17 protein-coding genes and 1 riboswitch are annotated in these 18,887 nt (G+C 70.5%); of the genes, 12 read left to right on the plus strand and 5 right to left on the minus strand.

Going from position 1 to position 18,887, the window contains the following annotated elements:
- Positions 1–25: 25 nt before the first annotated feature.
- A complete protein-coding gene (locus tag FHS42_RS32250) occupies positions 26–421 on the minus strand; it encodes an ArsR/SmtB family transcription factor (protein WP_184579121.1) in 396 nt (131 codons plus the stop codon).
- A gap of 98 nt (positions 422–519) precedes the next feature.
- On the opposite strand from FHS42_RS32250, the gene FHS42_RS32255 reads away from it, so the two are divergent.
- Together FHS42_RS32255 and FHS42_RS37805 are read left to right on the plus strand one after the other, a co-directional pair.
- Entirely contained in the window at positions 520–1,797 is a 1,278-nt protein-coding gene (locus tag FHS42_RS32255; RefSeq protein ID WP_184579123.1) for an MFS transporter, read from the plus strand.
- Positions 1,798–1,869: 72 nt separating this feature from the next.
- On the plus strand, positions 1,870–2,064 hold the full coding sequence (locus FHS42_RS37805; protein ID WP_246495720.1) for a hypothetical protein: 195 nt from the start codon (positions 1,870–1,872) through the stop codon (positions 2,062–2,064).
- A gap of 111 nt (positions 2,065–2,175) precedes the next feature.
- Here FHS42_RS37805 and FHS42_RS32265 read toward each other — a convergent pair whose 3' ends face one another.
- Together FHS42_RS32265 and FHS42_RS32270 are read right to left on the minus strand one after the other, a co-directional pair.
- Positions 2,176–3,792: a DEAD/DEAH box helicase gene (locus FHS42_RS32265; protein ID WP_184579126.1), complete on the minus strand. Its 1,617-nt coding sequence runs from the start codon at positions 3,790–3,792 to the stop codon at positions 2,176–2,178.
- 340 nt (positions 3,793–4,132) lie between these two features.
- Complete coding sequence (locus FHS42_RS32270) at positions 4,133–4,336, minus strand: cold-shock protein (RefSeq protein ID WP_184579129.1); 204 nt, start codon at positions 4,334–4,336, stop codon at positions 4,133–4,135.
- Positions 4,337–4,915: 579 nt separating this feature from the next.
- Here FHS42_RS32270 and FHS42_RS32275 point away from each other — a divergent pair.
- From FHS42_RS32275 to FHS42_RS32295, 5 genes are all read left to right on the plus strand, one after another.
- Complete coding sequence (locus tag FHS42_RS32275) at positions 4,916–5,944, plus strand: sulfotransferase (RefSeq protein WP_184579132.1); 1,029 nt, start codon at positions 4,916–4,918, stop codon at positions 5,942–5,944.
- Between the two features lie 396 nt (positions 5,945–6,340).
- Positions 6,341–7,399: a 2-dehydropantoate 2-reductase gene (locus FHS42_RS32280; RefSeq protein ID WP_184579135.1), complete on the plus strand. Its 1,059-nt coding sequence runs from the start codon at positions 6,341–6,343 to the stop codon at positions 7,397–7,399.
- 5 nt (positions 7,400–7,404) lie between these two features.
- The gene (locus tag FHS42_RS32285) at positions 7,405–7,584 is read left to right on the plus strand and encodes a hypothetical protein (protein ID WP_184579138.1); all 180 of its coding nucleotides are present in this window, start codon (positions 7,405–7,407) and stop codon (positions 7,582–7,584) included.
- 141 nt (positions 7,585–7,725) lie between these two features.
- Positions 7,726–8,595: a GNAT family N-acetyltransferase gene (locus tag FHS42_RS32290; protein ID WP_184579141.1), complete on the plus strand. Its 870-nt coding sequence runs from the start codon at positions 7,726–7,728 to the stop codon at positions 8,593–8,595.
- A gap of 112 nt (positions 8,596–8,707) precedes the next feature.
- Positions 8,708–9,949, plus strand: a complete 1,242-nt coding sequence (locus FHS42_RS32295) for an acyl-CoA dehydrogenase family protein (protein WP_221477080.1) — start codon at positions 8,708–8,710, stop codon at positions 9,947–9,949.
- A gap of 111 nt (positions 9,950–10,060) precedes the next feature.
- Here the strand turns inward: FHS42_RS32295 and FHS42_RS32300 are convergent, their stop codons facing one another.
- Positions 10,061–11,035: a TIGR03557 family F420-dependent LLM class oxidoreductase gene (locus FHS42_RS32300; protein ID WP_184579144.1), complete on the minus strand. Its 975-nt coding sequence runs from the start codon at positions 11,033–11,035 to the stop codon at positions 10,061–10,063.
- 323 nt (positions 11,036–11,358) lie between these two features.
- A riboswitch (cobalamin riboswitch) is annotated at positions 11,359–11,547 on the plus strand.
- A 29-nt stretch (positions 11,548–11,576) separates the two neighbouring features.
- Between FHS42_RS32300 and FHS42_RS32305 the strand changes: the two genes are divergently transcribed.
- Genes FHS42_RS32305 through FHS42_RS32320 form a run of 4 tightly spaced genes read left to right on the plus strand, consistent with a single transcriptional unit; the run spans position 11,577 to position 14,514 of the window.
- Positions 11,577–12,299: an energy-coupling factor ABC transporter permease gene (locus FHS42_RS32305; protein WP_184579147.1), complete on the plus strand. Its 723-nt coding sequence runs from the start codon at positions 11,577–11,579 to the stop codon at positions 12,297–12,299.
- Positions 12,296–12,787, plus strand: a complete 492-nt coding sequence (locus tag FHS42_RS32310) for an energy-coupling factor ABC transporter substrate-binding protein (protein ID WP_184579150.1) — start codon at positions 12,296–12,298, stop codon at positions 12,785–12,787. Before FHS42_RS32305 ends, FHS42_RS32310 begins: the two co-directional genes overlap by 4 nt.
- Positions 12,788–12,793: 6 nt before the next feature.
- Positions 12,794–13,543, plus strand: coding sequence for a cobalt ECF transporter T component CbiQ (gene cbiQ, locus FHS42_RS32315; protein WP_184579153.1), 750 nt, complete (start codon positions 12,794–12,796; stop codon positions 13,541–13,543).
- On the plus strand, positions 13,540–14,514 hold the full coding sequence (locus tag FHS42_RS32320; RefSeq protein ID WP_184579156.1) for an energy-coupling factor ABC transporter ATP-binding protein: 975 nt from the start codon (positions 13,540–13,542) through the stop codon (positions 14,512–14,514). Before cbiQ ends, FHS42_RS32320 begins: the two co-directional genes overlap by 4 nt.
- 79 nt (positions 14,515–14,593) lie before the next feature.
- Here FHS42_RS32320 and FHS42_RS32325 read toward each other — a convergent pair whose 3' ends face one another.
- A complete protein-coding gene (locus FHS42_RS32325; protein ID WP_184579159.1) occupies positions 14,594–16,963 on the minus strand; it encodes a glycoside hydrolase family 3 N-terminal domain-containing protein in 2,370 nt (789 codons plus the stop codon).
- Between the two features lie 450 nt (positions 16,964–17,413).
- On the opposite strand from FHS42_RS32325, the gene FHS42_RS32330 reads away from it, so the two are divergent.
- Entirely contained in the window at positions 17,414–18,844 is a 1,431-nt protein-coding gene (locus FHS42_RS32330; protein WP_184579162.1) for a CAP domain-containing protein, read from the plus strand.
- Positions 18,845–18,887: the final 43 nt, after the last annotated feature.

The following is an 18,887-nucleotide window of genomic DNA, read 5'->3' on the forward strand; positions in this document are numbered from 1 at the left end:
CGGCGCTGTGCCGCCGCCTGAGCCGCTACGCCACCCCGTGGGGCGCTGCGGCAGCGCCGCGCGGGGGCGGGTCGGGCTCCGCCTGGTGCGTAGCCGCGGGGCGGGGTGGCGCGGCCTTGATGATGGCGTCGAGCAGTCCGGGGAAGCGTCGCTCCAGGTCGGCGCGGCGCAGTCGGCTGGGCCTGCTGGCGCCCAGCAATCGGGTCGATACCAGGCCGTTGTGCCGCAACTGGTTCATGTGGTGCGAGACGGTCGAGATCTTGACGGGCAGGTCGAGGGCCGTGCAGGTGGACTCGCCGACCTCGTCGAGGAGTCGTACGATCCGCAGCCGCATGGGGTCGGCCAGGGACTGCAAAACGGTGCCCACATCGATCTCATCCAGCTCCGGCTGCGGCAGCCAGGTCTCCTCGTGCCGACCCATCACGCCCTCCTTCGTAGATCGGAGCCTACGATACCCATCGGATTATGGTTACGATGCTCATCGTAGTTTCCGATGTCCATGTGAATGATAGGTGGCTCATGTCCGACTCCGCCCCTCCTCAGCACTGGCGACGCCATGCCGCCGTGCTCGCCCTCGGCGCCTTCGCGGTGGGCACCGACGCATTCGTCATCTCCGGCGTACTGCCTGAAATCGCCGACTCCGTGCAGGTCAGCGTGGGCGCGGCGGGGCAACTCGTCACGGTGTTCTCCATCGCGTACGCGCTCTTAGCCCCCGTGCTGACGGCGCTCACCGCCCACTGGCCTCGGCGTACGGTGCTGGTGACCGCGCTCGCCATATTCGCGGTCGGCAACGTGGCGACCGCGCTCGTTCCCGGCTACGGCCTCGTCCTAGCCACCCGGGTGGTGGCCGCCGCGGGCGCCGCGATGTTCACCTCGAACGCCAGCGCCACCGCCGCCGCGCTCGCCGGGGACAGTCGCAGAGGCAAGGCCATCTCCATCGTCATGCTCGGCATGACATCCTCGCTCGTCCTCGGCGCGCCGCTGGGTACCGTCCTCGGCTCCTGGCTGGGCTGGCGCTCGACCATGTGGTTCGTCTCCGCGCTGGCGCTCGTGGTGATCCCCCTGATCACGCTGCGGCTGCCGGAGCCCGACATCATCGCGACCCGCACGGACCTGCGGCAGCGCCTGGCTCCCCTGCGCGACCGCCGGGTACTGCGCGTCCTCGCCACCACGCTGGTGATCTTTACGGGCATCTACATCCCGTACACCTACATCAGCGCCATCTTCGACCCGGCCACCGACGGCTCAGGCACCCTTCTCGCCCTGCTGCTCATGACTTTCGGATTGGCGGCCACGGCCGGCAACCTGATGGCGGGCCAGTTGGCCGATCGCATACCGCCGCGCCGGATCGTGGCCATCGCCGCGCTGGCGCTCACGGTGATCTTCGCCGTGATGCCGCTGTTTCGGGAGGCATACCCGGCCGCCCTGGCGCTCATCGTCTTCAGTGGCGTCGCGTCCTTCTCGGTCACCACGCCACAGCAGCACCAAATCATCGCCCTGGCCCCCAAGAACGGGCAGCCACTGCTCACCTCGCTCTACCAATCCGCGCTCTACTTGGCGATCTCCTTGGCAGGAGTCATCGGGGCGCTGGGGCTGCGCATCGTCGGCGATGGACAGGTGCCCTTGATCGCCGCCGGCCTGGTACTCGTGGCGGCCATCATGGCCGGGGTCGGCGGCTGGCGCCCGACAGCCGGCGACACGCCCCCGCCACCGCAAGCAGCGGACGACAGCACCTCAACCCCGACGGACACCACCGCGCCGGACCGCCCGCAGCAACAGCCCTCGTACGACAGCTGACACCGCGACAGCACACCTGGCCAGGGCACTCCGAGCGCGCAGAACAGCGAAGGAGGGGACAACGGGCACCCCATGAGCCCCATCTGGATCACCCGCGTCGAGAGCGGCGCCGCCGACCGCGCCGCCATCCGAGAGATCAACTTGGCGGCCTTTCCCACCGCTCTGGAGGCCGATCTGGTCGATCCCGGCGCCGGGTCCTGCCCATGTGATCACCACAGCCTGAGCCACAAACCCACGCCCGGCCGGGGCACAGGTTCGCGCGCGTAGGGCCACCAAAACAGCAGAGCGGCCACAGGCTCACCCGTGGCCGCTCTGCTGTTACTTCGCGCTCTGGTTGGCGGCGCAGCGCGTCACCGCGCGTTGCCGACCAGCGATCCGTTACGCGGCAGGGCCTCGGCGGGCACCGCCCCGGCCCGGGGCGCCACTGCGACCCGACGGGCGGCCCTGGCCGCCGTTGCCGCCGCCCTGGTCGCCACCGCCGCGCTGGCCCGTGTTGCCACCGCTGCCGCTGCCGTGCGGGGCACTGCCGCGGCGTACGCGGGCGGCACTGCTGCGCCGGCCACGCGAGGAGTTGCCGCCGCGCTGCGCGGGCGACGCGGCGGGGGGCTGAGCGACGGTGACGGGCACCCCGGAGGGCTCCTGGGCACCGGTCACCCGGGCCAGGTCGTCATCGCCGGGACGCGCCCGCACGGTCTCCGGCGTGATGCCGGCGGCGGCGAGCAGCCGGGTCATCTCCCGCCGCTGCTCGGGCAGGACCAGCGTGACAACGCTGCCGGACTCCCCCGCGCGGGCGGTGCGGCCACCTCGGTGCAGGTAGTCCTTGTGGTCGGTGGGCGGGTCGATGTTCACGACCAGGTCCAGGCCGTCCACGTGGATGCCGCGGGCCGCCACGTTGGTGGCGATCAGCGCGGTCACGCCACCGCTCTTGAACTGGTCCAGCGTGCGGTTGCGCTGCGGCTGGGACTTGCCGCCGTGCAGCGCCGCCGCCCGTACGCCGCTGGCCAGCAGGCGCTTGGCCATCCGGTCCACGGCGTGCTTGGTGTCCATGAACATGATGACCCGGCCATCGCGAGCGGCGATGTGCGTGGCCACGGTTTGCTTGTCGGTGTCCGACACATGCAGCACGTGGTGCTCCATCGTGGTCACGGCCCCGGCCGACGGATCGACGGAGTGGACCACCGGGTCGGACAGGTAACGACGCACCAGCTTGTCAACGTTGCGGTCGAGCGTGGCCGAGAACAGCATCCGCTGCCCATCGGGGACCACCTGTTCGAGCAGCGCGGTCACCTGCGGCATGAAGCCCATGTCGGCCATTTGGTCGGCCTCGTCGAGCACGGTGATCCGCACCTGGTCCAGACGGCAGTCGCCGCGCTGGATGAGGTCGGCGAGCCGGCCCGGAGTGGCCACGACGACCTCGGCACCACCGCGCAGCATGCTCGCCTGACGGGAGATCGACATCCCGCCGACGACGGTGACGAGCCGCAGCCGTACGGCCTGGGCGTATGGCGTCAGCGCATCGGTGACCTGCTGGGCCAGCTCTCGGGTGGGAACCAGAACCAGCGCAAGCGGCTGCCGTGCCTGCGCCCGCTGTCCTGCCATACGGGCCAGGAGGGCAAGGCCGAAGGCCAGGGTCTTGCCGGAGCCGGTTCGGCCACGGCCCAGCACGTCACGCCCGGCCAGCGAGTTCGGGAGAGTAGCCCCCTGGATCGGGAAAGGCGTGGTCACCCCGTTGTCAGCAAGTGCGGTCAGCAGCGCGTCGGGCATGCCCAGGTCGGCGAATGCCTCGACGGCGGGCAGCGAGGGCGTGGTGCTGACGGGCAGCGCGAACTCGGCGTGCCCGGTGGAGGGGGCGGACCTACGGCGGCCCTGGCCCTGGCCCTGCGGGCGGGGACGGGGGCGCCCGGTGCGGGGCTGACCCTGGCTCTGGCTCTGGCCTTGGCTGCGGCCCTGGCCTGAACGGGGGGAGCGCTCGGTAGAGCGGATGGAGCGGTTCATGCGGAACCTTCCTCGAAACGGCGCGTATCGAGGAAGTCCCGGCGGCGACTTGGCCGCACAGGAATCGCAAGAACGAACCGAAGTGATGAAAATAAGGCGCAGGCAGAAAGCCAGCACGCCCGGAATATATGTCGGGGGTTGGCGCCCGCACTCGATTGCCTTGAATATCTTGCGCGGCACACGGCGATAGAAAATATCACGCGCACTGCAAAAGCGATCCGGGCGTCCGGGGCAGATGCCGTATATAAGACGCCGCCGTCACTTCGTCGGGACGGCGGCATGGGCCGGGCCCGCACCCTGCGGTGCGGGCCCGCCGCGCGGCACGTAAGGCCGCGACGTATCAGACGGGGCTGATGTTCTCAGCCTGCGGACCCTTCGGGCCCTGCGTGACGTCGAACTGCACCTGCTGCCCCTCGGTCAGCTCGCGGAAACCCTGCGAGGCGATGTTGGAGTAGTGGGCGAAAACGTCCGGGCCGCCACCGTCCTGGGCAATGAAGCCAAAGCCCTTTTCGCTGTTGAACCACTTCACGGTACCGGTAGTCATATCGACTCCTTACGGGTTTTACGAGAATCCGCACCTTGCGAATTCACATTAGTCGCGCTGATCACCCGCCCGGAGAAAATACCCACCGGAAAACAAAAATGCGCCTGAAGGTCCAGAACCAGCAGGCGCACACAACGTCTATGGGAACCACAACTGCAACTGATCCCAAGGTAGCACGGTGCGGCAGGCCGTGGGTGATCTCCAATCGTTACCGTGGTCACAGCCAGACCAGCGCCTCATTTCAGCCACCGGACCGGTCTGCATCCGGCCCGCGCCGCGACTCGGCACGCGCGATCCGGTGTGCGGAAACCGGTGTGCGGGGCCCAATGTGAGGGTCCCGGAGTACGGGGGCCGAGGTCGGAGTACGGGGGCCGAGGTCGGAGTACGGGGGCCGAGGTCGGAGTACGGGGGCCGAGGTGCGGGGGCACCCGCCCCGCACGGGCCGCGCCGATGGGCGTCCGACCGCCGATAGCCGCCATCCGGCCTCGATCACCCGGCATCGGTTACCGCCCCTCGTCGGCCATGCCACCCGCCGTACGCTGTGATCGGCAGCGCAGCCGTCAGCTTGGGGTGGAGCACATGCAGTCCTTGACGTTCATCGTGGGTACCGGACGTAGTGGTTCGAGCGCGTTATCGCGGATCGTTAACTTCCACCCCGACATTCTGAGTCTCAATGAGCTGTACGCCTCGGTCGGCGCCGGCGCTCTGCCATCCGAGCCACTGACCGGGCCCCAGTTCCGGCGCCTGCTGACCGACCCCAATCCGGTGTTCGACACCATGACCCGCAGCGGCGTACCGCTTCCTGAGTTCTTGTACATCCGGCAGCCCGGGCGCTACTCGGCCGAGACCACCGGCATTCCCGCGCTGTCCTTGATGGTCCTGCCCCACCTCACGGACGACCCCGACAGGCTGCTGGACGAGTTGGCGGACCAGGTGGAGAGCTGGCCGCAGCGCTCGGCCGCGCGTCACTACGAGGCACTGTTCGAGCTGCTGTGCACTCGATTCGGCCGCAGGGCGGTCATCGAACGCTCGGGATACTCACTCCACTGGGTGCCCCGACTCACCAGCGCGTTCCCCACGGCGCGCTTCGTTCATCTCTTCCGGGACGGCCCGGACTGCGCCCTGTCGATGAGCCGCCACCCCGGCTACCGGGTGATCGCACTGCTGCGCGACGTCATGGAACGCTCGCAGATCTCCTCCATGGAGGAACTGACGGAGGAGCACATCAAGGCGCTGCCATCGGACCTGTCCGCGCTGCTCGCCGATCGCTTCGACGGCAAGCGGCTGGTCATGGACCGGCCGATGCCGGTGGCGGACTTCGGCGCGCTGTGGTCCGAGCTGATCACGGAGGGCGTCACCTTGCTGGCGAAGGTTCCGCAGCCACGGCGCATGTCGCTCGCCTACGAGGACCTGCTGGAGGCGCCGGAGCGCGAGCTGACCCGGCTGGCTCACTTCGCCGGGGTGGAAGCTACCGCGAAGTGGCTGGCGGCCGGCCGCGAGCATTTGCATGCCAATCGCCGGGGCACGGCCCGGTTCCTGCCGGATGCGGACCTGTCGGCGCTGCGCGACAACTGCGCACCGGGCAGACGGGCGCTGGGACTGGCGTGATCGGGCCGGCATCGGGCCAGTACCGAGCCGGTGGAGACCGGTTCGCCGCCCGCCCCGGCGCGTCGGCTTGTGCGACCGGCGCACGCGGCCAGGCAGCGCCGTGGGAGTGCGGCACACGCGCCCCCAGCGCCCGCCCGCACCTGGACGTCGCTCCATACCGAGCGGTAGGTTCGGCGCTGGAAGCGTTGATGAGGGTGCGCTGTCCGTCCGCACCGGGCAGACCCCGCCCCACCGATCTCCGTCACCCGGCTCGGGCGCCTACCGCCTGCGCACACGGCCGTACGGTCCTGGCTCGCAGGAGATCGAGCGGTGGGTGGGGACAGCCGGGGCGGACGACAACCGATGAGGCACCCCCGTCGTGCCACGGCCGCCACGACTGCCAGGAGATCGGCTCCCATGCCACCCACCGCGCCCCACTCCCGTCACCGTCCGAAGATCGCCGTCATGGGTGCGGGCAGCATCGGCTGCCACCTCGGCGGCAGCCTCGCGGGCGCCGCCGACGTCACGCTGATCGGTCGTCCTGCCGCGATGGACGCGCTGCGTGAGCACGGCTTGTCCCTCACCGGTGGCGGGCGGCGAGTGCTCCGCGTCGGTTCATCGGGCGGCCCGGCCGATGTGCGCCTGGCCACCCGTCCCGACGCGGCGGCCGGGGCTGACTTCGTACTCGTCACGGTCAAGTCCGCGGCGACGGCCGACGCCGCGCGGCTGCTCGCCCCGCAGCTCACCCCGGGCACGGTGGTGGTCAGCTTCCAAAACGGGCTGCGTAACACCCAGATCCTCGACTCCGCACTCGACGGACATCCCGTGCTCGCCGGCATGGTCCCCTACAACGTGCTGCGGACTTCTCCCGGCGCCTTCCACCAGGGCTCGGGTGGCACGCTCATGGTGGAGGACACACCGCGTGCCGGGCCATTGGTGCGAGCCCTGGCCGGGGCGGGGCTGCGCATCGAGGCGCGCGGCGACATGCGCGAGGTGCAGTACGCCAAGCTCCTCATGAACCTCAACAATGCGATCAATGCCCTGTCCGGGCTTCCGCTGCGTGACCAGCTCGGCCAGCGCGCCTACCGGGAGTGCCTGGCGCTCAGCCAGTGCGAGGCGCTGGCCGCCTACCAAGCGGAGGGGATACGACCAGCACGGCTTGGCCCCGTCCCGGCCAGGCTCACGCCACGGCTGCTGCGGCTGCCGGACGGGCTCTTTCGGCGCCTTGCCGCTGCCACGCTCGCCGTCGATGCCCAGGCCAGGTCGTCCACCTGGGAAGACCTTCAGCGCGGGCGGCCCACCGAGATCGATTCGCTGCAAGGTGAGGTGGTCGCGCTGGCGGCCCGCCATGCGCTGCCCGCCCCCGTGAACACAGAGTTGATCTCCCTCGTACGCCGCATGGAGGCGGCCGGCCCCGGGGCGGGCCGGCGGTGGTCAGGCGGCGAGCTGCTGGCCAAGGTGACGTCGGTGCGCTAACGGCAGTGCCCCCGCCCGGTGGGGGCAGCGGACGAGCCGCATACGACGTACGTATCTACCGCGCCGAGGAATTCGCCGAGTTGTGTCGCGAGGCCGGGTTCGCCGCCGTCCAGCTGTACGGGGACTGGGACGGCACCATCTACCGGGACAGCTCCCCCTATCTCGGCGCCGTCGCCACGGCCTGACGATGTCCGGTTGCAGGCGCGGGCACGCGCGCTGCGGCGTCCACCGCCGAGAGCCGCGCGCCAGAGCGCCACCCATCGCGCACCGCCGCCGAGCAGCAGAAATAGCGTGCGCCGCGCGCCCTCGTTGGGAGAGGCTGAGCCATGGCGTGGACAACTACGGATGACAACGACGCTTTCCTCGACAACGCGGGCCCCTTTGTACGTGAGCGGCCCGACGAGAACACCTTGCTGCTGTCGCTCGCCGATTCGCTGCGTACCGCAGGTCCCGGCCGGTACGGCGACGGCGTGCCGTATTACGGCTGGTGGCGCGGGCCAAGGGGGGCCGTGTCAGCGGCGTTCATCTGGACGCCGCCCTATCCCGTACAGCTTTCGCCGATGCCGCAGGAGGCCGCGGCGGACCTTGCGAGGACGCTGCTGGGCGGGCAGCGGACGATCACCGGTGCGGGCGGGCGCGAGTCGGCGGCCACGGCCTTCGCGGCGGCCTGGGCGCAGGAGACCGGCGGGGTTGCGCGGGTCACCGCGCACCAACGGCTGTATCGGCTGGGCGAGTTGGTGCCGCCGTCACCGGCGCCCCCGGGCGCGGCCCGGCTGGCCACGGAGGAAGACCGCGGGCTGCTGCTCGATTGGTTCGCGGCCTATCACCGCGATATGGAAGAGGACCCCACGGACAGCGAGCGGGCGCTGACCGAACGGCTCAGCTATGGCGGTTGCACGCTGTGGCAGGTGGCTGGTGTGCCGGTCGCGATGGCATCGGTGACCCGCCCCAGCAGCGGCATGGTCCGCATCGGCGGCGTCTACACGCCGAATGAGCAGCGGCGACGCGGATACGCGGGGGCCGCCACCGCTGCCGTGTCCCAGGGTGTGCTGGACGCGGGAGTGGAGCGAGTGCTGCTCTTTACCGACCTCACCAATCCCACCAGCAACGCCCTGTATCAGCGCCTCGGCTACCGCACCGTCGAGGATCGGGTGACCTTGGCGCTCGACGCGACGCCGGTACCCACACACTCCTGAGCACTCCTTGGCCGGCGCGCTGGTTGGGGCTGTCAACACCGGCGCCCGGGGCTGTAGTTCGACTGCGTCACCTGACGTCGCACCGGATTACGCTGCCTGCCCCGTACTGTGCATGACCCCCGACACCGGAGTGACGACGATGAGCATCAGCATGGACGCCCCCGGCACTACCGACGCCGCGCGCACGCTGCGGGCCGACCTCGTCGAGCGCGCCGCCACACTGCGACCACTGCTGGCCGGCAGCGCCGATCTAACCGACCGCGAGCGCGAAGTGTCCGTGCAGAGCATCGGCGCCCTGGCCGAAGCCGGCCTGCTGTCGTTGCTGCAGCCCGCCCGTTACGGCGGTCTGCAAACCGACTACCGCACCTTGTTGGAGGTCAGCCGTGAGGTCGGGCGCGCCTGCGGCTCCACCGCCTGGGTGACCTCGCTGCACAATGTCAATGCGTGGTTCGTCGGGCTTTTCCCCTCCCAGGCCCAGGACGACGTCTGGGCCGACACCCCCGACGCCCGACTTGCCGGCGTCATCACTCCTTTGGGTACCGCGCATGTCGTCGATGGCGGATACCGGGTGAGCGGGCGCTGGGGTCCCGCCTCCGGGTGCGCCAGCGCCAACTGGGCGGTTCTTGGGGTCACCCGGCCAGCCGCCGAGGGCACGTCGGACGCCGTTGGCATCGTGCTCGCGCCGATGCCCGAACTGACCGTCGAAGACACCTGGTTCGTGACGGGCATGCGCGGGACCGCGTCGAACACGCTCATCGGCGAGGACTTGTTCGTTCCCGCGCACCGCTTCCACTCCGTCCCCGACGCAGTCGAGGGTCGCTGCGCCACACCCTTCACCGACGAGGCGCTCTACCGGGCGCCGCTCGTGCCAGCCGCCACACTTTCGTTGATCGGGCCCCAACTCGGGCTGGCCGCTGCCGCTGTCGATCTCTTGGTGGAAAGAGCCCCGCGGCGAGCGCTGACCATGACGAGCTACGCCTCCCAGGCCGAGGCGCCCACCATCCAACTCGCCGCCGCGCACGCGGCGTCGCTTGCCGACTCCGCTCAACTGCACGCCTACCGCGCAGCAGCCGACATCGAAGAGGCCTCGCGGGCCGGGGTGTTCCCCGATTACGACGCCCGGGCGCGGATGCGGATGGACGCGGGGATGGCGGCGGTCCACGCGCGTGAGGCGGTCCGCATCGTGTGCTCGGCCCAGGGAGCTTCGAGCTTCGGTGAGTCCAACCCGCTCCAGCGCATGTGGCGCGACATCGAGACCGCGAGCCGGCACGCCATCCTCAACCCCGAGGTGGCCACCGAGATCTACGGGAAATCGCTGTTCGGCATCCGGGGCACGGTGTCCGTAATGGTGTAGCTCCCCTCGATGGCGCGAGCCGCGGCGACGCGTCGCCCGCAAGCTGCGGCGACGCGTCGTACCGCACGCTCATTGCCGGTTGTCGGCGCAAGCCGCCGAGGCCACGTCGGTTCAGGCGGGTGCGCTCGGTGTCAGCTCGCGTAGCGGACCGTCGAGTTCGCTCGCGTAGAAGTCGATGAAGCCGTCTGGGTCGGGGCCGGCGTTCTGCATGACCAGATGGTCGAACCCAGCGTCGGCGAAGCTGCGCGCCGCCGCCACGTAACGGGTCGGGTCGGGGCCGCAGGCGAACTTCTCGATGATGTCCTGCTCGGTGACGGTGGTGGTCGCGGCGTCGAAGTTGACCGGGTTGGGGAGCTCGCTCATCACCTTCCAGCCGGTGAGCGCCCAGCGTGAGGTGTCCAGTGCCGCCTTGGCCGCCGTGTGCTCGTCAGGCGCCCAGGCCATCGGCACCTCGGCATACTTCGGGCCGGTGCCGCCGGCCTCCCCGTAGCGCTGCACGATCTGCGGATTGTCCTCCGTGGCGAACAGGCCGTCACCGAGTTCGGCGGCGATGCGCGCGGAGGGCGGGCCGCTGGCCGCTACCGCGATCGTCGGCAGCTCGTCGGGCAGGTCGAAGACGCGTGCGTCCTCAAGCCTCAGGTGCTTGCCGTCGTACGAACGGTAGCCACCGCGCCACAGCAGCCGGATGATCTCCAGCGCCTCACGTAGCAACTCGTGCCGCACCCGGACGGCGGGGAACTCCCTGCCCACCACGTGCTCGTTGAGCCGCTCGCCTGAGCCCACGCCAAGCGTGAACCGGCCTTCCGAGACCAGCGCGAGAGTGGCAGCCGCCTGCGCGATGATCGCCGGGTGGTAGCGGACGGTCGGGCAGGTCACACCGGTGGCCAGGCCGATGCGTTCGGTGCGCTCGGCAAGGGCACCGAGCACGGTCCAGGCGAAGGGCGAATGCCCCTGGTTGTCCAGCCATGGGTGAAAGTGGTCGCTGATCTCCACAAAGTCGAAACCGGCGGCCTCCGCTCGCTCGGTCTGCCGGATGAGCTCCGCCGGTCCAAACGCCTCGGCGGCCAGCTTGTAGCCGATCTTCATGTGCCTCACTCCCTGGCGGTCGCGCACGTACAGCGTGGTGCCCCACCCCGTTCATCGCCCGTGGCGCCCGCCTTCGCTCCCATCCTCTGCGTTTGGCTCCGCTCATCTTGTGCCCACCCCGAGCAGTGCTCACCACAGCGCTTGACCAGCGCGGATGGGTGGGCGCCCACCTCCTGCCTGGCCGTAGGGCATCGGGTGCCACACGGGAGGCGCTGGTAAACCCATGGGCCTGTGGCCGCGCGGGGGCGAGGGCCAGCGAGGGGCGCCCGGTAACGAACCGGGGCGCCCCCACGCACGCGGGTTGTCGCAGGCCGGAGTGCCCGCTACTGTCACAACGCCTTGGTGACGGGAAACCGGTGCAGTACCGGTGCGGCCCTCGCCACTGTGATCGGGAAGTCCAGCTCCATCCCCCGCGAAGCCACTGGACCGTCTGTGAAAGGACGGTCTGGGAAGGCGGAGCACGGACGGCATCACCCGTAAGCCAGGAGACCGGCCAAGGCGCGTCGTCCATCCACGAGGTGCTGGAGAGGTCCCGCTCGTCATGCATATAGCTGAGGGGTATCTACCCCCGTTGCACGCGGTCGCCTGGGGCGCCGCATCCGCTCCCTTCGTTGTCCACGGGGTCCGGGCCCTGACCCGAGAAGTCAAGGCACATCCCGAGAGCACCCTGCTGCTCGGCGCGTCCGGCGCCTTCACGTTCGTCCTGTCCGCGCTCAAAATCCCCTCGGTGACCGGGAGCTGTTCCCATCCGACCGGTACGGGGCTCGGCGCGATCTTGTTCCGGCCGCCCATCATGGCGGTGCTCGGCACCATCACGCTGCTCTTCCAAGCCCTGTTGCTGGCCCACGGCGGGCTCACCACGTTGGGCGCCAACGCGTTCTCGATGGCCGTTGTCGGCCCCTGGGCCGGATACGCGAGCTACTGCCTGCTCCGCCGGTTCGGCGCACCGCTGATGGCCTGCGTGTTCGTCGGTGCCTTCGCCGCCGACCTGAGCACCTACTGCATGACCAGCGTCCAACTCGCCCTCGCCTTCCCCGACCCGGACAGCGGCTTCCTGGGGGCGCTCGGCAAGTTCGGCGGCATCTTCGCCGTGACGCAGGTTCCGCTGGCGGTCAGCGAGGGGCTGCTCACCGTGCTCGTCATGCGGCTGCTCACCCAGTCGAGCCGGGGCGAGCTGACGCGGCTCGGTGTCCTGGTGCCGCGCCGGGCGGACGCGGGCAGCGGCACGGAAAACAACACGAACAAGGGTGCCGTGACCGGATGAAGCGCAATACGAAGATCAACGCACTGCTGCTCTTGATCGTCGCGGCGTTGGCCGCGCTGCCGGTGATACTCGGGCTCGGCGACGACGAGGAAGAGCCGTTCGCGGGCGCGGACGCCCAGGCTGAGACCGCCATCATCGAGCTGAAACCGGACTACGACCCCTGGTTCACGCCGTTGTACGAACCGGCGTCCGGGGAGATCGAATCGGCGCTCTTCGCCCTACAGGCGGCGATCGGCGCAGGGGTCCTGGCGTACTACTTCGGGCTGCGCAAGGGCCGCCGCCAGGGCGAGGAACGGCTGACAGCGGTCCAAGACGAGTCCGACGCCATCGGCCTCAACCTCGACACAGGCACAGGCACAGCCGCGGGCGCAGGCACAGGCACAGCCGCGGGCCAGGGCAGTGCCATCGGCCTGAGCGTGCACCGGGCCGCCGAAGACGCCGCCGCCGACCCGGGCGTCACTCCCGATCCGTCACGGCCCGGGACGTAGCCGCCGGTGCTGCCCATTGATGCGGCGGCGCACAGCAGTCGCTGGCGCCGCCGCCATCCCCTGGACAAGGCATGCCTGGGACTGGGACTGACCATCCTGGCGATCTCTCTCCCGGCCTGGCCGGGTGCCCCGCTCGTGGGCATCGCCGCGCTGGTGGTGTTGCTCGGCCCAGCAGGAGTGCCACCGCGACGGCTGTGGCGGGCGTGGCGCGTACCGCTCGGGTTCTGTGTGACCGGGGCGCTGCCGTTGCTGTTCGCGGTGGGTGGGGCAGACGGGTTCGTCTCGTTCGCCCCGAGCGGCCCGGTGATCGCGGGCCAGTTGCTGGCCCGCACCTCGGCCGCCTCGCTCGGCGTGCTGCTGTTCGCGTTCACCACGCCCCTGTCCGATGTGCTGCCCCGGCTGGTACGAGCCAAGGTGCCGCCGGCGGTAGTGGATGTCGCGCTCGTGACGTACCGGATGAGCTTTTTGTTGCTCGACTCGATGGCTCAGGTTCGGCAAGCACAAGCGGCCCGGCTCGGCCACACCACGCGGGGCGCGGCCTGGCGGTCGTTGGCCGGTCTCGGTGCGACCACCTTCGTCCGCGCCTTCGATCGGGCGGCCCGACTCCAAGACGGGCTGGCCGGGCGCGGTTACGACGGCACGTTGCGGGTGCTGGTGCCCCAGACGACGATGTCCCGCCGCTTTCTGGCCGCGACGGCCGCGCTGTTGGTGGCCCTCACCGTGCTCACCCTCGTACTCGAAAGGTTCCTCCCATGACCTCGCAGCGCCCCGACACCGCTCGGGGCTTTGGGCCGCCGGTGGTCGAACTGGTGGCGGCGGACTACGCGTACGAGGACGGGCCGCCCGTGCTCAGCGCGGTGAGCTTCGCCATCCACGAGGGCCGGGCGACGGCGCTCCTGGGCCGCAACGGTGGAGGCAAAACCACGTTGCTGCGGCTGCTGAGCGGTGGCCTGCGGTGCGCGCCGGGCCAACTCGTGCTGGAGGGCAGCCCGGTTCGCTACGACCGCAAGGGGCTGACCCGGCTGCGCACGACGGTGCAACTGGTCGTCCAGGACCCCGACGACCAACTCTTCGCGGCCTCCGTTGAGCAGGACGTGTCGTTCGGGCCGATGAACCTGGGGCTACCGGAGGAGGAGGTGCGCGCCCGGGTGCGCGACGCCCTTGAGGCACTGGACATCGCGGGGCTCAGGGATCGGCCCACGCATCTGCTCTCGTATGGGCAGCGCAAGCGGGCGGCCATCGCTGGCGCGGTGGCGATGCGACCTCGGGTCCTGGTGCTGGACGAACCCACAGCCGGCCTCGATCCGCACGGGCAAGAACGGCTCCTTGACGTGCTGGCGCGGCTGCGCACCACGGGCACCACGATCGTGATGGCCACCCACGATGTGGACCTCGCCCTGCGCTGGGCGGACGACGCGGCGGTGCTGACCGACGAGGGATTGCGCACCGGGTCGGTGGCGACGCTGCTGGCCCGGCAGGAGCTGCTCGACGCCGCCCGGCTGCGTAAACCCTGGAGCATGGCCGTCACCGAGGTGCTGACGGCGGGCGGGTTGCTGCCCAAGGGCGCGGCGGCACCGCGTACGCCCGAAGAGTTGGCCCGCTGGGCGGCGCCAGGCCACTTCGGCCCAAGCCTGGCCGGCTCGGGCCAGGACCCTGGCTCGGGCCCTGGCCCGTCGCCCAACGGGCTGCCGGGCCCGGCTGGCCAGCGCCTGAGCGACCTGAGCTGACCTGCGGTGACCTGGCGGTTCACGGGCGCGCCCCAGGGGCGGCGGGTCGGGCCAACCCTGGGGCCAGTGACACGAGCCGTCAGGTGACCCGCAGCAGCGCCCTTCCGCGGGCCGTCGAGTCGCCGCCTACGTAGACCTCGATGTCACCCTTTTCGACGATGAATCGGCCCGCGGTGTCGTTGGTCCAAAAGCCCACGTCATCGGCGCCGATCCGAAACCGTACGGTGCGGCTCTCCCCCGCGCCCAGGGTGATCCGATGAAAGCCGCGCAGCCTTCGGACGGGCTGCGCGATGCTCGCGACCGGATCGTGGATGTAGAGCTGCACGACCTCATCTCCCGAGCGATCACCGGTGTTGCGGACGGTGGCCGTCACCTCGACGGTCGCGCCATCGCGCAGCGCATCCGCCCCGATCCGGTCGGTGCTCAGCTTTGGGGCGCCGATCTCAAAGGTCGTGTAGCTCAGGCCGTGGCCGAAGGGGAACTGCGGGCCGGGCGGCAGATCGAGGTACTTCGAGGTGTACTTGTTGTCCGGATCGTAGGGGCGCCCGGTGTTCTCGTGGTTGTAGTGGATGGGAATCTGACCGACGGCGCGGGGGAAGGACACGGGCAGCTTGCCGCCGGGATTGACGGCGCCGAACAGCACATCGGCAATGGCGTTTCCGCCCTCGATGCCCGGTTGCCATGCCGCCACTACGGCGGGCGCGGAGGCCACCCAGTCGCCGCTGGTCAGCGGCCGGCCGGCCAACAAGACAACGGCGAACGGCTTTCCGGTGTCCGCGATGGCGGCGATCAACCTCGCCTGTGCGCCGGGCAGCCCGATGTCGCTGCGCGAGCTGGCCTCGCCGCTGAGCGCGGCAGGCTCGCCGACCACGATGACCGTCACATCGGCGGCCCGTGCCGCGGCCGTTGCCGCCGGGATGCCGCCGGTGTCGCCGCCTTGCGGGGGCACGCCCTGGGCGTGCGTCACCTTGGCCTTGGGCACGGCCTTCTTGATGCCGTCGAGCACGGTGGTGGCGGGGAACTTCTTGGCTCCGGGACCGGCCCAGCTCCCGAGCAGATCGGTCGAGTCGCCGAAGGGTCCAACGACCGCGACCGAGGAGGTGCTGCGGTGCAGCGGAAGCGTGTGGCGCTCGTTCTTCAACAGGACCATGGAGCGGCCGGCGACCTCGCGCGCCGCTGTGCGCGCCGCTGCGGTGGGCCCGCTGAGGACGGCGTCCTCGTCCGCGTAAGGACGGTCGAAGAGCCCCAGTTGGAACTTGATCCGCAGAATGCGGGCGACGGCGTCGTCCAGTCGTTCTCGGCTGATCTCGCCCGACGCGAGCAGCTTCGGCCCCTGGTCGCGGACGTGGGTGCTGACCATTTCCATGTCCACACCGGCGTTCAGCGCGAGCCGGGCCGCATCCGTGCCGTCCGCGGCGAAGCCGTGCGGAATCATCTCCTGCACGCCGGCCCAGTCGCTGACCACGAACCCCGAAAAGCCCCACTCGCGCTTGAGGACATCGGTGAGCGTGTGCGCGTTGCCGTGTGCGGGCACACCGCTGATGGTGTTGAAGGACGCCATGACGGTGGCGGCTCCTGCGGCCACGGCGGCCTTGAAGGGCGGCAGGTAGAGGTTGCGCAGCCGGGCCTCGGAGACATCCACCGTGTTGTAGTCGCGCCCGCCCTCGGCCCCTCCGTACGCGACGAAGTGCTTGGCGCAGGTGGCCATCCGGTCCCTGGCCGCCAGGTCGCTGCCATCGGCCCGGCCCTGGTGCCCAGTGACCTTGGCCGCCGCGAACCGCTCGGTCAGATGCGGGTCCTCGCCCGCGCCTTCGGCGATGCGGCCCCAGCGCGGTTCGTGGGTGACGTCCATCATGGGGGCGAACGTCCAGTGCACCCCGTTGGAACGCGCCTCGGCGGAGGCCACTCGGGCGTCCTTGGCGGCCATCGATGGGTCAAAGCTGGCGGCCTGCGCGAGCGGGATGGGGAACGTCGTCCAAAAGCCGTGGATGACGTCGAGTCCAAAGATCAGCGGAATGCCAAGCCTGGACTTCTCGACGGCGAGCCGCTGAAGGGCGTTGGTGTGGGCCGCCCCGTAGAGGTTGAGTACGGAGCCGAGTCGGCCGCTGCGTGCGGCCCGTTCGGCTTCCTCGTTTTGGCCACCGCCTGGGCCGGTGTCCCCGTTCCAGGAGAGTTGCTGGAGTTGGCCAAGTTTTTCTTCCACCGTCATCCGGCGAAGTAGCTTCTTGATCTGGCCTTCGTGGGGGCCGCCTTCGTGGGGGCCGGTGCGCCGGGCCGCCGGTGGGACCGCGCCCGCCGTGCGCTGGTTCGCCGTTTCGTGGCCCGCCGTGCCCTGCCCCGCAGCCGCTTGAGCCGACTGTCCTGTGGCCAACTGGCCTCCCGTCGCGCCGCCCGCGGCGACCGTGCCGCCGATGACCGCGAGCACGGTGCGCCTTCGCATGCCGTCCATACCATGCATCCTCTGAACGAAGTTGACTGACTGTGCGACGTGTTTTCTTCGAAAGACGCTGAAGCCCTTCGTCTTCTTGTGCCTTCGCCTTCTTGTGCCTTTCTGCGCCGAAGCGGTCAAGGGGTGGGGCGAGGTCGGCCTCTTCTTCCCGTTGTCCGCAGGGCGCGCGGAGCGGTCCGGCTTGGTCCGGCCGTCGCGGGCCTGGCTTCGCTGGTGGCCTTGGTCGCACGGCATGCCGCGGGCGAACGCGTCCGACCGTGCCGGCGCAGGTGACCGTGGTCTGGCCGTACGTGCCCCAGCAGCCAACCCCGTACGAGCCGGGCCCGGTCCATAGACGCGCGCCCGGCACACGCTCGGGTGATGGGGTCCACCCGTTCGCAGCCGCTGGAACCCGCCACGCGGCGCGCACGTTGCCCCCATGAACGGCGACGGCCGTAGCGGGGGTGCGCAATGAACGAATTGGTTTCCGGTGGCAATCAGGTCCTGCCCGCGGGGGCGCTGACGGTCCGGGTCCGCGGACCCTTTGACGTATCGCTTCTGATCACCGACGACAGCGGGAAGGTCAGCGGCGACGCGGACTTCGTCTTCTTCAACCAGCCGTCCGCACCCGGCGCCCAACTGCACGGCGACACCGTCACGCTGTCGCCTGAGCAGCTTCGCCCGGGCGCCAGTCGGGTCACGGTGGCCGTCAGCCCGGCCGAGCCCGGCGCCCCGCTCGGCGGCCTGCCGGTGCCCGCGCTGAGCATCGCACAGGGCAACGGCGCACCCCTCGCCCGCTTCACCCCACCGCGCCTGGGTCCCGAGACGGTGCTGCTGCTCGCAGAGATCTATCGGCGCGGCGGGCATTGGAAGGTGCGGGCGTTGGGCCAGGGGTACGCGGATGGCTTGGCCGGCGTGGCCCGCGACTTCGGCGTAGACGTGCTGGACGAGGCCCCACCACCGCCGGCCCCCGCTCCCCCGCCGGCGCCGCCCGGCGGTTCCTTTCGGCGGCCTTCGGCTCCGTTCGCCCCGGCGGCGAGCAGCCCCGCACCCGGGGCGTGGGCGGTGGGCGCCCGCCCTGCGCTCGGATCGCCGGTGGCCGGCGGACCGAGCGCGGGCGGTGACGTCCTCACGCGGGTCAACGCCCTGCGGTCACGTGTCGGCGCCCGCCTCGTCACGCTCGACGGGCGCCTGAGCAGCGCGGCGCAAGCACATGCCGCGGCCATGGCCGCGCAGGAGCGCCTGGGCATCGAAGCCCCCAACGGCACCTCGGTCTTCCACCGGATATCGAGCACCGGCTATGTCTGCCTCACCATCGCCGAGCACCTGGTCTCCGGGCCGCGCACGGCGGCCGAATTCGTGGACTACTGCCAGTCCGATGCCAGGCGCGGCGCTCCGTTCCGCGATGCGTCGGTCGCCCACGCCGGAGTTGGCCAGGCCATCGGAGCGGCGTCGGGCGATGTCTACTGGACAGTGCTGTGGGCCGAGCCGTTCTCGCGGGCGGGCCTGGCGCGCACGGCGGCGGAGGTGGTGGCGCTCACCAACGCCGAGCGGGTCGCGGCCGGACTGCGCCCGCTGGCCGTCGATCCGCGCCTGACGATGGCCGCGCAAGCGCACAGTGCCGACATGGTCACCCGCGGCTTCTACGCCCACACCACGCCCGATGGTCGCGAGCCCTGGGACCGAGCAGCGGCGGCCGGGTGCCCCCATCGGGGCATCGGCGAGAACATCGCCTGCGGCCAGCGCAGCCCCACTGACGTCGTCCGCGGCTGGATGAACAGCCCGGGCCATCGCGCCAACATTCTGGCCGCCGGCTTCGACGAGATCGGCATCGGATACGCCACGGGCAGCCTGGCTGGCACGTACTGGACACAACTCTTCGGCACGGCGGGCAGGCGCTGAAGCACACGGAACGGCGGGCAAGCGCTGAGGCGCACCGAACGGC

The sequence above is a fragment of the Streptomyces zagrosensis genome (genome assembly GCF_014203645.1).
GTDB classification, from domain to species: Bacteria; Actinomycetota; Actinomycetes; order Streptomycetales; family Streptomycetaceae; genus Streptomyces; species Streptomyces zagrosensis.